The organism is Thalassotalea sp. ND16A (assembly GCF_000764205.1).
Classification (GTDB): Bacteria; Pseudomonadota; Gammaproteobacteria; order Enterobacterales; family Alteromonadaceae; genus Thalassotalea_A.
This window is the reverse complement of the sequence record NZ_JQDZ01000012.1, coordinates 86,276-100,358: the sequence shown is the minus strand read 5'-3', so window position 1 is coordinate 100,358 and position 14,083 is coordinate 86,276. Positions and strand designations below refer to the sequence as shown.

General features: G+C 42.6%; 18 protein-coding genes and 1 riboswitch. Of the genes, 12 read left to right on the top strand and 6 right to left on the bottom strand.

Going from position 1 to position 14,083, the window contains the following annotated elements:
- The first annotated feature begins 333 nt into the window (after window positions 1-333).
- Window positions 334-450: riboswitch (molybdenum cofactor riboswitch) on the top strand.
- The 10 genes from moaA (at window position 439) to ND16A_RS16255 (ending at window position 7,226) form a co-directional block, all read left to right on the top strand.
- Window positions 439-1,410, top strand: a complete 972-nt coding sequence (moaA, locus tag ND16A_RS16215; RefSeq protein ID WP_033076160.1) for a GTP 3',8-cyclase MoaA — start codon at window positions 439-441, stop codon at window positions 1,408-1,410. It overlaps the preceding riboswitch by 12 nt.
- Before the next feature lie 10 nt (window positions 1,411-1,420).
- Entirely contained in the window at window positions 1,421-2,017 is a 597-nt protein-coding gene (gene mobA, locus ND16A_RS16220; RefSeq protein WP_033076159.1) for a molybdenum cofactor guanylyltransferase, read from the top strand.
- A gap of 1 nt (window position 2,018) precedes the next feature.
- Complete coding sequence (gene moaB, locus ND16A_RS16225; protein ID WP_033076158.1) at window positions 2,019-2,570, top strand: molybdenum cofactor biosynthesis protein B; 552 nt, start codon at window positions 2,019-2,021, stop codon at window positions 2,568-2,570.
- Window positions 2,571-2,573: 3 nt separating this feature from the next.
- Window positions 2,574-3,050, top strand: a complete 477-nt coding sequence (gene moaC, locus ND16A_RS16230; protein WP_033076157.1) for a cyclic pyranopterin monophosphate synthase MoaC — start codon at window positions 2,574-2,576, stop codon at window positions 3,048-3,050.
- A 13-nt stretch (window positions 3,051-3,063) separates the two neighbouring features.
- Window positions 3,064-3,315, top strand: a complete 252-nt coding sequence (gene moaD, locus ND16A_RS16235) for a molybdopterin converting factor subunit 1 (RefSeq protein WP_033076156.1) — start codon at window positions 3,064-3,066, stop codon at window positions 3,313-3,315.
- A 1-nt stretch (window position 3,316) separates the two neighbouring features.
- Window positions 3,317-3,772, top strand: a complete 456-nt coding sequence (moaE, locus tag ND16A_RS16240) for a molybdopterin synthase catalytic subunit MoaE (protein WP_033076155.1) — start codon at window positions 3,317-3,319, stop codon at window positions 3,770-3,772.
- Window positions 3,766-4,671, top strand: a complete 906-nt coding sequence (modA, locus tag ND16A_RS0118700; protein ID WP_052072824.1) for a molybdate ABC transporter substrate-binding protein — start codon at window positions 3,766-3,768, stop codon at window positions 4,669-4,671. Before moaE ends, modA begins: the two co-directional genes overlap by 7 nt.
- Complete coding sequence (gene modB, locus ND16A_RS16245) at window positions 4,658-5,350, top strand: molybdate ABC transporter permease subunit (RefSeq protein WP_033076154.1); 693 nt, start codon at window positions 4,658-4,660, stop codon at window positions 5,348-5,350. Before modA ends, modB begins: the two co-directional genes overlap by 14 nt.
- Window positions 5,350-6,462 (top strand): molybdenum ABC transporter ATP-binding protein, encoded by a 1,113-nt coding sequence (gene modC / locus ND16A_RS16250; RefSeq protein WP_033076153.1) that lies wholly within the window; start codon window positions 5,350-5,352, stop codon window positions 6,460-6,462. Before modB ends, modC begins: the two co-directional genes overlap by 1 nt.
- A gap of 17 nt (window positions 6,463-6,479) precedes the next feature.
- Window positions 6,480-7,226: a HesA/MoeB/ThiF family protein gene (locus ND16A_RS16255; RefSeq protein ID WP_033076152.1), complete on the top strand. Its 747-nt coding sequence runs from the start codon at window positions 6,480-6,482 to the stop codon at window positions 7,224-7,226.
- A 104-nt stretch (window positions 7,227-7,330) separates the two neighbouring features.
- Here the strand turns inward: ND16A_RS16255 and rmf are convergent, their stop codons facing one another.
- Window positions 7,331-7,504 carry a ribosome modulation factor gene (gene rmf, locus ND16A_RS16260; protein ID WP_033076151.1) on the bottom strand — a complete coding sequence of 58 codons (174 nt, stop codon included), beginning with the start codon at window positions 7,502-7,504 and terminating at the stop codon, window positions 7,331-7,333.
- 385 nt (window positions 7,505-7,889) lie between these two features.
- Window positions 7,890-8,108: a DUF3820 family protein gene (locus ND16A_RS16265; RefSeq protein WP_033076150.1), complete on the bottom strand. Its 219-nt coding sequence runs from the start codon at window positions 8,106-8,108 to the stop codon at window positions 7,890-7,892.
- 151 nt (window positions 8,109-8,259) lie between these two features.
- On the opposite strand from ND16A_RS16265, the gene msrA reads away from it, so the two are divergent.
- Entirely contained in the window at window positions 8,260-8,805 is a 546-nt protein-coding gene (gene msrA / locus ND16A_RS16270; RefSeq protein ID WP_033076149.1) for a peptide-methionine (S)-S-oxide reductase MsrA, read from the top strand.
- 18 nt (window positions 8,806-8,823) lie between these two features.
- On the opposite strand, the gene ND16A_RS16275 is transcribed toward msrA, so the two are convergent.
- Window positions 8,824-9,672 (bottom strand): tetratricopeptide repeat protein, encoded by an 849-nt coding sequence (locus tag ND16A_RS16275; RefSeq protein WP_033076148.1) that lies wholly within the window; start codon window positions 9,670-9,672, stop codon window positions 8,824-8,826.
- 138 nt (window positions 9,673-9,810) lie between these two features.
- Window positions 9,811-10,299 (bottom strand): LURP-one-related/scramblase family protein, encoded by a 489-nt coding sequence (locus ND16A_RS16280; RefSeq protein ID WP_033076147.1) that lies wholly within the window; start codon window positions 10,297-10,299, stop codon window positions 9,811-9,813.
- Window positions 10,300-10,483: 184 nt separating this feature from the next.
- Here ND16A_RS16280 and ND16A_RS16285 point away from each other — a divergent pair, with 184 nt between their 5' ends.
- Entirely contained in the window at window positions 10,484-10,834 is a 351-nt protein-coding gene (locus tag ND16A_RS16285; protein ID WP_033076146.1) for a DUF2750 domain-containing protein, read from the top strand.
- A 29-nt stretch (window positions 10,835-10,863) separates the two neighbouring features.
- Here ND16A_RS16285 and ND16A_RS16290 read toward each other — a convergent pair whose 3' ends face one another.
- Window positions 10,864-11,469 carry a class GN sortase gene (locus tag ND16A_RS16290; protein ID WP_160173474.1) on the bottom strand — a complete coding sequence of 202 codons (606 nt, stop codon included), beginning with the start codon at window positions 11,467-11,469 and terminating at the stop codon, window positions 10,864-10,866.
- 126 nt (window positions 11,470-11,595) lie between these two features.
- Window positions 11,596-13,971, bottom strand: a complete 2,376-nt coding sequence (locus tag ND16A_RS0118695) for a marine proteobacterial sortase target protein (protein WP_052072822.1) — start codon at window positions 13,969-13,971, stop codon at window positions 11,596-11,598.
- Between the last annotated feature and the right edge of the window lie 112 nt (window positions 13,972-14,083).

Genomic DNA, 14,083 nt, shown 5'->3' with positions numbered 1-14,083 from the left:
ATAGTGCCTTTGCCATATACTTACAAAATATTTTTAATCGCCGAGCTTCGTGTTTCTAAGCCCCAGTTTAAGGTTTAAATTAAACCTGACCGAGAGATGAAACCTTAGCCGTAGTTATACCCGTTCCTCTTCAGGATGTGGGATTTCAGTGGGAGTTAAAAGCAATTTAGGCAAGGCATTAGATTTAGAGAATGGTTGTTCCATTGTTAAATTTAATAACGCGGCATAAATTACTTTTAACCCCATCGAAGAAGTGCTTGAGCAATACCACTATGTCGTTGCAGTTATTTGAAACGGAATAACCATTCCTACATAACTGCGCCTTGTATTGGAATCGCTCAAGAACTCTGAAACCTACATCTTGAAGTGGAGCGGGTATACATGCTACCAGGGCTAATAGGGAAACCTGTTAACCTCCCCCATTTGGAAAGGTGAACAATGCTACAAGACAACTTTGGCCGAAGGTTTTATTACCTGCGCCTATCAATTACTGACGTTTGTAACTTTCGTTGCAATTACTGTTTACCTGATGGCTATCAGTGCGACAACGATCGCGACTTTCTTAAGCTCGCTGAAATTAAACGCATCGCCACAGGATTTGCCAGTTTAGGCACAGAAAAAATTCGCATAACCGGTGGCGAGCCTTCACTGCGCAAAGACCTGGCGGAAATTATTCAAGCCTGTAAACAAACCGATGGCATAAAAACCGTGGCGTTAACCTCTAACGGTTACAAACTCGAGCAACAATTACCTATATGGACCGATGCGGGGTTGGATGCACTAAACATCAGTATTGACTCGCTTGACCCGAGGCAATTTAACGCCATCACCGGGAAAGACAAACTTGATACTATTTTATCGGGCATTGATAATGGTCTGGCTGCCGGATTTAATAATATTAAAATTAATACCGTATTAATGCGTGAGCACAATGCTCATGATCTCAATACGTTTTTTAATTATGTGAAAGATAAACCGGTAAGTTTACGATTTATCGAGTTGATGCAAACCGGTGATAATAAAGAATTTTATCAACAGCAGCATGTTAGTGGTCAGCACATAAAAAATCAATTATTGGCCAATGGCTGGCTACCAACCATACGCAATAAAACGGCAGGACCGGCGATAGTGTACGCCCATCCTAACTACCAGGGTACTATTGGTTTGATCATGCCGTATGCGAAAGATTTTTGTAATACCTGTAACCGTTTACGAATAAGCTCTTTAGGTAAACTGCATTTATGTTTATTTGCCGATGCAGGCTTATCGCTACGCGAACAATTACAAACGGATGATGTTGCTGCACTACAACGTCGAATTACCAGTCTGCTGGACGATAAACAAGCGACCCACTTTTTAAAAGACGGCTTCACTGGAGCCACCAAACATTTATCGATGCTCGGCGGTTAAGGATAGTTCAATGGATAGTTCAATGGATTGTTTAGGCATTATTTTAGCTGGCGGTCAATCGTCACGAATGGGCGAAAACAAAGCATTTCTGAAAATTCAACAACACACTATGCTGGAACATTGTCAGCAACTATTAGGCCAATGTCAGCTCAGTAATATTGTCGTATCTGGCAGTAACAGTGGTGGCGTAGCTGACGTGGTAGAGCAAGGTGGGCCGTTAGCTGGAATCTTCACCTTAATTCAAAAATATCAACCGCGCTCAGTATTAGTACTGCCCGTTGATATGCCATTTATCAATGCTCAGCATTTGCAACAATTGCAACTAAAAGGGTCACTTGCCAATAAGGCAACACATTTTGATAATTGCTCATTACCAGCGTTTATTCCGGTAACTGCGCTGCTCAGTGAATTTTTGCAGCAACAATTTAACAGCCCCGAGTTTTTAAGTTCAGGCAGAGGCCCATCGTTTAAAAAGGTATTTGCCTTAACGAATGCGCAATCATTATTAATTAACAATAAACAAGCATTGCTCAACACCAATACCCCACAAGAGTGGCAGCAAGCAATGCAGATAAAACAACAACACATTTCCAAAGGCAGGATATAAGATGTCGAACCACTCTTCGCACAAAAGCGCAGCAGAATTTGTGCCACTAAATATTGCAGTATTAACCGTTTCAGATACTCGCACCGAAGAAAACGATACCTCAGGTAAAGCATTGGCTGAACGCTTAGTCGACTCAGGTCATAAACTGGTTGATAAGGCCATTGTTATCGATGATGTTTATCAACTGCGTGCAATCATGTCGAAATGGATAGCCGACGATAATATTGATGCGGTCGTTGCCACAGGTGGTACGGGCTTTACCGAAAGAGATAATACTCCGGAAGCGATAATGCCGTTATTTGATAAGCAAGTGGAAGGCTTTGGTGAGATTTTCCGCCTGGTGTCTTATGAAGAAATTGGTACCTCAACCGTGCAGTCTCGCGCGTTTGCCGGCATGGCCAATAAAACCGTTATTTTCTGTGTGCCGGGTTCTACCAATGCTTGTAAAACCGCCTGGGATAAAGTGATTAAAGAGCAGTTAGATGCCAGTCATCGACCATGTAATTTTGTACCACATCTAGGGTTGGCAGAAAAATGTCAAAGCCGAGGGTAAACCATGAGTGATCTAACTCACCTCAATGCCAAAGGCGAAGCCAATATGGTGGATGTTAGTGAGAAAGCTGTCACTACCAGAACCGCATGGGCGGAAGGTTATATTCAAATGAGTGCTGAAACTCTGGCATTAATCGCCAGTGGCGAACACGCCAAAGGCGATGTTTTTGCTGTCGCTCGCATCGCCGGTATTCAGGCGGCAAAAAAATGCAGTGACTTGATTCCACTATGTCACCCATTAATGTTAACCAAAGTGCAGGTCGACTTTGAACTGCAAGTGGAACAAAACCAGGTACGCATTGAAACCATGTGTCGCCTTGCCGGTAAAACCGGGGTTGAAATGGAAGCGCTAACCGCAGCATCGGTTACTGCTCTTACCCTGTTTGATATGTGTAAAGCCGTGGATCCGGCAATGGTGATTTCGGGTATTAAAGTGCTGGAAAAACAAGGTGGCAAAAGTGGCCACTGGACCAGAGATTAAGAGAGTAGAACAGATGATTAAAGTATTATTTTTTGCCGCAATTCGTGAGCAACTTGACTGTGAAGAACTGGAACTAAAGCTGAATGCCGAGGCGAATACGATTTGTGATATTAAAGCTTCACTGTCGGAAAAAGGCGCTGATTGGCAAAAAGTATTCACCGACCCGACACTATTGGTTGCGGTAAACCAGACCATGGTTGATGATGCCCAATCATTAAAGAGTAATGATACCGTAGCCTTTTTTCCACCAGTTACCGGCGGCTAAAATGAGCTTAAACAGTATAAAAGTTCAACAACAAGACTTTGATTTTGCCAAAGAAGTTGATACTTTAGAAGAGAATAACCTGGTTGATGGTGCCACCGTGACGTTTGTCGGCCGGGTGAGAAATAACAATGATGGCTGCCAGGTAAAGCATTTGTTTCTGGAGCATTATGCCGGAATGACGGAAAAATGTTTGTTCGATATTAGCCAACAAGCAAGAGAGCGTTGGCAGCTTGGCAACATTAGCGTGATTCATCGCTATGGCAAACTGGCACTGGGTGAAAAGATTGTCTTTGTTGGGGTCACCAGTAAACACCGACAAGACGCATTTATGGCCGCTGAATTTATCATGGATTACTTAAAAGTAAGTGCCCCATTTTGGAAAAAAGAGCTGACCGAACAAGGAGAACGTTGGGTAGCAGCGAAAGCGAAAGATAGCAAAGAGGCCAATAAGTGGTAGCTCGAAGAGTTCTGCTGACATGCGTAGTCTTATCATGTTTCAGTGTTTTTGCCTCGGCAGAAAAACTGAGGGTTGCTGTCGCTGCGAATTTTGCGAAACCGGTAGAAAAACTGCTTCATGAGTTTGCCAAGACTCATCCTCACAGCGCGCAAATTTCTCAGGCATCAACGGGTGTGCTATATCAACAAATTCGCCATGGTGCTCCTTTTGATATTTTATTAGCCGCCGATATTCGTCGTCCACAATTGCTCGAAGAGCAAGGCTTGATCTATGAAAATTACCGGAAAACCTATGCCATCGGGCAATTGGCATTATGGTCAGCCATCAGTGACGATGAAATCAGTTTGCAGGATCTTAATGACTACACTGGGCGTGTAGCTCTGGCCGGCCCGCACATAGCGCCATACGGATTAGCAGCAAAACAAACGCTGATATCCCTCGAGTTATGGAGTAAATATGACGACAACTTAATTGTTGGCAATAATATCAATCAAACCTATCAGCAGATTGTGACCGGTGCGGTAAACTACGGTTTTATTTCCTATTCACAATTATTAGAGTCGAAGACCGGCCATGGGGTGTTAATTGATAGCGATTTACATAAGCCGTTAGAACAACAAATGGTAGTATTAAAACACTCCGAGAATACTGAACTTGCGATCCAGTTTTTTGAGTTTTTGTTAACCGATAAGGCACAACAGCTGATAGTGGAAACCGGCTATCAACAAGCACACAAAACGCTTGAAAAAGTAGCACCTGCAGAAACCCCGGTAGCACCCAAAAAACAAAAGGCAATTCAGCCTGAAGCTAAACAAGTTGCGACAGCTGGGCTTAATAGCAGCACCGATTACCTGGCAGACGAGACAAAGGTAACAGGAAGCCAAATTGGAAAACTATAATGAATGGTTAGCGTTAGCCACGACACTGAAACTGGCAGCCATTACCACCATTATTCTGTTGATCATAGGTACGCCACTGGCCTGGTACCTCAGTAAAATCAACAATCGCTTTAAAGTGCTTATCGAAGCCATTGTTGCCCTGCCGTTAGTGTTACCACCTACCGTTCTCGGCTTTTATCTACTAATATTGTTTTCACCAGCCAATCCTACCGGTAAATTCTTTAAAGACCTAACAGGCTCTTCATTAGCCTTTAGTTTCACCGGCATTTTAATTGGTTCAGTAATTTACTCTTTACCTTTTGTCGTGCAACCTCTGCAAAAAGCCTTTGAACAACTGGGCGATAATTTAGCTGAAGCCGGAGCCATGCTGGGTGCTGGACCAATAGACCGTTTTTTTAATATTGTTGTGCCAATGACCAAAGCAAGTTTCATAACAGCCGCAAGTTTAGGGTTTGCGCACACGGTAGGTGAATTTGGTGTGGTATTAATGATTGGCGGTAATATTCCGGGTGAAACCAGAGTATTGTCTATAGCCTTATTTGACCATGTTGAAGCACTTAATTATAGCACCGCACACTGGTTAGCTGGCAGTCTGTTAATTGGCTCGGTGGTACTGTTGGCATTGATTTATTTGCTCAATTACCGCTCAGAAAAAGCAGTAACCATTAGAGCAAACTGATGAATTTAACCTTCGACATCAAATTAACGTATCCCGGGTTTGAGCTCTCTTGTCAGCAAGAAATTAATTTAGCAGGGATCACGGGAATTTTAGGCCATTCAGGCTCAGGTAAAACCAGTTTGTTGCGAGTGATAGCCGGCTTAAATAAAGATGCAATTGGCACTTTGACATTTAAAAGCCAAACTTTGCAAAACAGCTCTGCTAAACAATTTGTCAAAGCCGAGCAACGTAGTATTGGCTTTGTTTTTCAAGACGCTCGTTTATTTCCCCATTTAAACGTGTTAGATAATTTGCATTTTGCCAGCAAGCGCTGTCAGACTAGCTGCTTAGCGGTTGATGAGATCATCGAACTGACTAAAATTGAGCGGTTGTTAAATCGCCATGTTGGGCAGCTTTCAGCCGGAGAGAAACAGCGCGTAGCCCTGGCAAGGGCCATTTTGTCAGAGCCAAAACTGTTGCTACTCGATGAGCCGTTAAGCGCCTTAGACAATAACGCCCGAGCTGAAATGGTAACGATACTTAGAGACATCCATCAACGTTTACGGCTGCCAATGATATACGTGAGTCATTCGGTGATCGAAATTCAACAGCTTGCCGAGCAAGTGATAGTGATGGAAAAAGGCGACATTATTCAGCAGGGACACGTACATCAAGTGATTAACCAATTGCACAGTAGCATTGCCAATAACCTGAACAGCCAAACCTCGTTAACGTTAACGGTTAAGCAGCATTTAGTAAATTATGGCTTAACTCAGCTTGAACTGGCAGCAGCTCAAAGTAGTAAAGACCTTGACCCTAGCAGCACCGTGAAAAGTAAGTTATTTTGTAATTTGGTTAATCACAAGATTAATAGTCAGTTACGTTGCTATATATTATCCAGTGATATCAGTATCACCACCGCACTGCCAAAGGATACCTCGGTTATCAATCATCTTAGCGGTGAAATTAAAGAAATAAATCGCTTCAGCGGTGATTCTGCACAACTGATCATTTGCGCCAGTCAGCAAGACTTCATCGTCTCTATTTCACGCTACTCCGTTGAAAAACTCAGCCTGGTACTCGGCCAAAATGTGTTCATTCAATTTAAAGCCAACGCCATTCGCAGTTATTAGCAGGAGCCAAAACATTTATGTTATCCGCACAAGAGCAAATAAGATATTCACGCCAACTATTGGTAAAAGATTTTTGTGAACAACAGCAGCTTGCTCTTAGAAATGCCAGCATACTCATTGTCGGTGCCGGCGGATTAGGCACTCCTGCGGCATTATATTTGGCCGGGGCCGGCGTTGGTAAGATCATAATCAGCGATGGCGATCGCATTGATCTGTCAAACTTACAACGACAAGTGATGTATAAACAAAGCGACATCGGTGAGAACAAAGCGGAAACTACCTGCCAGCATTTGCGAAGTGTTAATGACGATATAGATGTTGAAGCCATTGATGAAATGATCGATGCTGACAGCCTGGATTATTACCTGGCTGAAATCGATTTAGTGTTAGATTGTACTGACAATTTAACCACCCGATATCTGCTAAATAGCAAATGCATTGAACATAAAACGCCGTTATTAAGTGCGGCAGCCATTCGTTATGAAGGGCAATTAATGTTCATCGACCCAAATCAGCAAAACTTTAGTTGTTACCAATGTTTTTATCCCAAGGCAAAAGGTGAGCCTGGCTTAAATTGCTCTACGGCAGGAGTTATTGGGCCAATACTTGGCATTATCGGCAGCATGCAAGCGTTACAAGCGGTTAAGTATTTAAGCGGTCAAACAATTATCGGCAATCAGGTGATGTGGTTTGATGGCAAATCATTACAGTGGCAAACATTTACCGTTGCTAAAAAGGACAATTGTGCTTGCGGGCATAATTAACACCAAGTTGAATAAATATGCAAATTTATTGAGTATAGAAACCACAAACGCCCTCAACTGAGGGCGTTTGTTTTTTCAGAATTTGATTGAAAGATTATTAGCTTTTATTTAAACAATCCGACATTTCTGTCGGTCATGGCTTCTCGCCAACCGCCAAGCCATTCAGACTTTGCGTCAAGATTTTGATAGGGACAATTGTCTTTTTGTTTACCGCTGAGACCAGCTTGGTAACCATTTGAATGCGCTCTGCCTAAACGATCACGTTTTTGTCTTTTCATAGATGACTCCTCTATATTATTAGAAATGTGAGGTGCACTCACAGTTGAGGTGGCCGAAAAAATTCATGTCGACGTAGTAATATAGAACGAATTTTAACCAGTGCGCAACCATTTTTTTGAATTCTGAAAGAGTTTATTTATGCAAAAAAACCATAAAAAAATTCGTGCAAATTTTCAAAAATAGTCTACTAATTAATGATTAAATTCCAGCAAATGTTTTTATTTGTAATAAAAACATCATGTTAATTGTTGCCGTTAAAATGGATTACATTGAGTGCAATTATATCCAGAAAATTGATTGATTATATTTTCATATCGATTGATTGATTTTTAATCGAAAAATTAATTGGAGTAGAAAAACAGCCAACATGTTCTGCGTAATTGATTAGGCTTCGTCTTTTAACAAAGGCATTAACATCGATTCCAGGCCATTAAGTTTTACCTCATAAATTAACGCCAGCTGTTCACCTAATTTACCTTGCGGAAAGCCCTTGCTATGAAACCAAACCAGATAAGGTTCGGGTAACATTAACAATTTTCTCCCGGCATATTTACCAAACGGCATGATTTGATTGATTGCCTGCAGTAATTTTTGTTGTTCCATCAAAAATCCAGTATAAAGATTGAAAAATGATCTGCTCTAGGGTTAGTAGCAGTCGGCATAAGCACGGAGTTGACTATATACTTATGCACAGTGGTATCAGATTATCATATACTGAAATGATTATACCAACTCCTATTAATTCGAGGAAATGATGACCACAGAAAATCGACTTCAAAAAGCGGTGCTGGCCGGCGGCTGTTTTTGGTGTATAGAAGCGCCATTAAGACGATTGCGTGGTGTATCACAAGCGATATCGGGTTATATGGGGGGAACCATTGAGAATCCGAGTTACCGGCAAATATGTAGCGGCAGTACAGGTCATGCGGAAGTGGTGGAAATACAGTTTGATAGCGACATCATTAGTTTTCAACAACTATTGGAGGTGTTTTTTGTCTTGCACGACCCAACCATGCTAAACCAACAAGGTAATGACAAAGGCACTCAGTATCGCTCGGCAATTTTTTATCAAGATCAGCAGCAGTTAACCCTAGCCAAAGAATTTATCGCAGCGCTGACTGCCAAAGGCGAATATCAAGCAGCAATTGTGACGACACTAGAGCCAGCTCAACACTTTTATATCGCCGATGAGGGCCATCAGCAATTTTTTGACAACAACCCGTATCAACCCTATTGCCAAATCATGATTGCACCGAAACTGGCTAAGCTGGAACAGTTATTTGCCGATAAATTACAATAGCGCTTAGTGCATTAACGCTTAATACATTAACGAGAACAGTTTTCGGCGATAAAGTGTTGTCAGTTTATCGCCATCTGGTAATGCCGTTAACATATCCAATAACAGTTTTTTACTCTCATTATCGCCGCCATCTTTGAGCAGTAACTTATACAACAATGCCAGAGCTTCTTCGTGACGATGCACCTGATTGTATTGTACTGCCAATTGTCGGCTCAAATCGACATTGTCCTGGTCGTTAACCAATTGTTGCTCTAAGGCCTGAATTTCTGGCGAGTTACTGGCTTCCTGGGCTAATTCAAGCTTGGCAATCAAAGCCTGATAATAAGAGTCTTGATCCACCATCTTAATCGACTGTAATAACGCTTGCGCACCCTCAACCTTTCCTAACTGCAGGTAAACATCGGCTAAAGCCAGTTTAATATCGGCTCTTTCGCTGTCAAGGCCATAAGCTTGCTGTATTGGTGATAGCGCATCATTAGCTTGATTGGCCTCGAGTAACTCAAGGCCTTTGGCTAATAATGTGTCTTCTGCTTTCGGTAAATATTTAGCCAAAAACTGATCAATAGCTTGCTCGGTTTGTGGTCCCGATATGCCATCGATGGGCTGGCCATCTTTGACAATCACTGCCGTAGGTAATGACTGTATGCCAAATTGCTGGGCAATCGCTTGCTGCTGCAGGCAATCAACGGTGGCCAACACCATAAAATTTTCTGCACCGGCCACACGCGCCGCCAATTTATCACGTAACTCGACACTTTCCGGCATTTGCTCTGCCCAAAAGTCCACTAAAATGAGTTTGTTTTTTGATTGCTCCAGTATCACTTGTTGGAAATTTTCTGGAGTGATGGCGATGGTACTTTCTGACATCCGGCGTTTGTCCTGAGATTGAATTATAGGGTTAAAGGTATATGGGCAAAAGTCTGGATCACAAGGTGTTGATCACAGAAATCAGCTCTAATCGTCGAGGTTATAGTTGTGGCAATTGCTGTTGAGAGGCAATAGCGACTATTCATTATCGCGACCATGATGAATCGCATCGATTGCGATCAAAATACACAATGAAATTTGTGTCAAGGTTTCATCTTCGACATCAAGACCGTAGGTATCGCTGAAGGAAAACCATTTTTTACTCACTTGCGCTACTATGCTGCTGGCTTCACGAAACTGGTATTCGTGCGATAAAAAGTTGCCGCTCGCTTCCAGTTTGCGTCCGGCGTAGGAAATTAAAAACCGGCTTTTAAATAATGGCAGAAAAGTCTTTACCAGTTGTGCACTGCGACCATCAGTAAAAGTAATATTAAACGTGGGTCGAAATGAAAACAGTTTTTGCTTTATTTCCGCCAGTTCGACGCCATCGGGGTTGGTCAAATGAAACGTTTTACCAATACTAAAAAATTTACCATCGACCAGATAAACGACTTGCTCATGTTCATTTTTAATTTCAAATTTTTCACTGATAGAGAGAAATTTTTGTTTTAACTGAAATCTTGGCATCTGTTCTTTAACCTTTACCCATAGCTGTTATTTTTATCCATTGCCATTATCTTAATAATTTCTATAGATTAACTCTAGTAAGTTAATAGATAAATATCATTAGTTTTGCTTAAACTTTAGCAAAACAGCCGAGTTTTCAGGTAAAATACCCGCACAGATAGTACTTTTAGCACAGGAATAAGTCATGACCACCACCCCAGCAGAATTTTCAGCATTTGTTGAAACCGTTAATGAAGATGAACAATTATTTGCCTTACAAAATGAAAATGGCGATTGGGTTGTGTGTGACTCGGTTGAATTTGAAAACTCGGACGTAATGCCGGTATGGGCAAGTGCTGCTGATGCACAATTATTTTGTATCGATGAATGGCAAAGCTACTCGGTTGCCAGCATTAATCTTGAGCAATTTCTCGAAGAATGGATCGGCGACTTGAATGAAGATGGGGTATTAATTGGCGTTAACTGGCAAACCGACAGCGAAGGTAAAGAGCTTGATGCCATCGAGTTTGCCAAGTTATTGGTCAAAGCATTGTAATCAACATAAACCATAGGTGATTGCGGAAATTAGAAATTAATTGCCGCATTTTGCAAGTATGAGTGACGGTTTTGCTTGGCCAACAATAGCTTGTTCGGTTGCTTGGCTATCGGCGTCGCTTGCACCACATACCTGAGCGGGGTAGCGGCGGTGTCACCATCAAAGGGGTAGCAAGTGATTAACACTAAGCGTTCATGTGATGTTTGCAATATTTCATCTTCATTGACATCCAGTACGCCAATACGGTCAATTTGATAATGATGTTGAATGCCTGCGGCGTTTTCCAAAACTATCTGCTCGCTCGGGTTTAAATATTGTAAGGTGTTGAAATGGGTATCTCGATGACCGGCGATAACTATGCTGCCGGGCTCTCCCGGCTTTACACTCAATTGATTTAATCCCGGACCAAATGCCAGCGCTTGCCCAGAGTCGCCGGCGAGTACAATATGCTCATCGCCAAGGCTGGGAAAGTGCAATTTTGCCACCGGATAAGTGTCTAACCATGGCCATGGCTTTTGTTGATGCGTAGCCGAGCTGTGTTGCCAGGCTCTTGCTAACAAATACTGCGCCAGATAGGCTTTTAAATGGATATAGGCGCTATTAATAATTAGCGCAAATGCTGACAATACAAACAACAGTTTAATCACCTTGTTAATCGTGAAGTGTTTTGTCTTGCCGTTCTCTTTATCGTTTTTTTACTAAAACGCCCTTGTTGATCACAGCCTATCGTTGCTAAGTCAGTTATCGGAATATATTTCACCTTAGTCATGGTTCACTTCCTTCTGATTAACCGCTTTTTGTTCAATTTTGCGAGTTTTTGGCTTCATCAGTGCGTGATATTGTCGCTGAGTTCTCTTAGCTAACATGCATAATGCGGTAATGAGCAGCATCAGCAAACCCACCTTGAGTTGCAGGTTTGCAGAGGTTGCGGTATTGGCCATCGGGATCGCTTGTGTTGACCCGTGCGGCATCGCATTAGCGACAGATTTGCTTTTTAAAATTTCAGCCAGTTTTCGGCTCGGGGTTTTATCGACGGCGACAAAGCTGGTGTATTTAGACAATAACCGATTATCAATGGCAACAGCGGTTATCTGCTCAATAAGGGACTGTTTTTTGTCATCGTCATAAGTGTCATAGAGCTTATAATTTAATTGCTTAATTTTCTGCCGGGCCCACCAGGTTACTACGCCAGATTGCTGGGCGGCATGGTTAATTGATAATTTTTGCTGCCATTGCTGTTGATTGATTTTACCGCTGACATTTATGGTTAACGCTTTGCCTGAACTCATCGGTTCTGGTTCAGCACTCGGCCATCTGGCACTGATGATTAATGGTTCGGTGGCGTATAAATCGGCGATTTTTGCCGGCAATAACTCGACATTTTGATTCGGCCAGTTCACCTTGATATCCGTTAGCACCGGCTGACTGATGCGATTAAACAGCTCGGCCATTTTCTGCTGCACCTCCGCAATTTTGCCGATGTAATTGTATGAGCCCCGGCCCAGTTCCGCCGCCCTTTCCATAAAATGGCTGTTCGGTGCGCTGCCAATGCCAACGGTATGCAGGCGAGAATCGTAGAGTTCGCCTTTAATCACTCTAAATAACTGCGCTTCATTGCCTACACTGCCATCGGTGATAAACACTACCTGGCGAATATAACCGTCTGATGCTTTTACCCCCGTAGCAGCTTTCAATGCAGGCAGCATTTCGGTACCACCATTGGCTTCTAAGCGGTCAATCCAGTTTAATGCGGTGTTTACCTGGCTCGCACTGGCGGATTTTGGCTGGCTAAATAACTGGGTAAAGGCAGAGTTAAATTCGATGATATTAAACTTATCCAGCGGCGATAACTGCTTAACCGCATATGCCAATGCCTGTTTTGCCTGCTTAATTGCCACCCCGCCCATGGAGCCAGAGGTATCGATAATGTAGATCATTTCTTTGGCAATATTCACCAATGTTTGCGGCGCCGTTGGTGGTGTTAACATCAGCAAACCATAATCATAGCCCTGTTTGCTTTCTTTAAAAAAAGCCGCTTGTGGCAGTGAATCGGCTTTGATTTGCCAATTAAGCACAAAGTCACGGTTCATCGGCACCGTTGTCTTTACCAAGCGGATCGTTTGGTTATGATGTTGCCGTTGTGGGTTCATCTGGTTTATTTGGTGATATGGGCTAGTTATGCCAGCTATCGGCAAACCAACATTTAAGTTAACCTTGATGCTTGCCTGTTGTCCCATGTTGGCAGGACTTTGAAATGGCGTGATTTTCGCCGCATCTGGCACTGTGTGAGTGTTTACTGACCAGTCCATTCCCTGGCTAACGTCAATGTCTTGTGACTGCTGTTCTAACAGTTCAGCGGTTTGTTGTTGCTGATGATTAATTTTAGCTTCGGTGAATTCTCTTGGGATATAACGCGGCGTGATCGTTAACGGCAAACGTAGGCTAAATATATGATCCGACAATGGTACTTGCTGCAGGTAACTGATTTTAATTTTTATCGATTCGCCCGGTGGGATATTGGCCACCGAGGTGGTGAATAAGTTGGGTCGTTGTTGTTCCACCAAACTGGCTTTCTTGCCGGTTCTTTTTGCCTGTTGGTAGGTTTTCTGAGCTTGCTCTCGCTGCTGGATTTCCGCTTTAATAAAGCGTTCGCCAATAACCATTTCCATATCGTCGACAGCGACATCACTAGCAAGTGGAAACACATAAACGCCTTCAACCCAGTCACTGGAAGTGTTAGTGAAGTTTTGGGTCAGCGTTACTCTGGCCATCATCGCATTAACATCAACTACATAATCGCTGCTTAGCACTAAACTGTGCTGATAGCCTTTATCACTTTTTAAATACAAGTTACCGGCACTGACTTCGTGATAATCTATGTTTGTCTGGTATTCATTTACTGAGGTTGCTGCCTGAATGACAAAACTGTGCACCATGAATGAGCCGACCACAAAATAGCATATCCATAAAGCGAAGCTTTGTAGCTGATACTTAGGGCTGGAGCAATATCTCACCGGAGCTTGTTGTCTATGGCCTTGTTGTATTTGGCTATGTGGTATATAGGTTTGCTGTGTACGACCTGATGCAACATCAGCCTGTGGTAAAGTGCTTGCGGGTAAATAAGGTTTTAATGTCATAACGATTCTCCGTGAGTTATGACACTATTTAACAAAAAATTTATGACCTTATCGGCATCAAAAAATGAATAATAGCCGATAGAAAGTGATCAATTATGACCACAGCAGAACT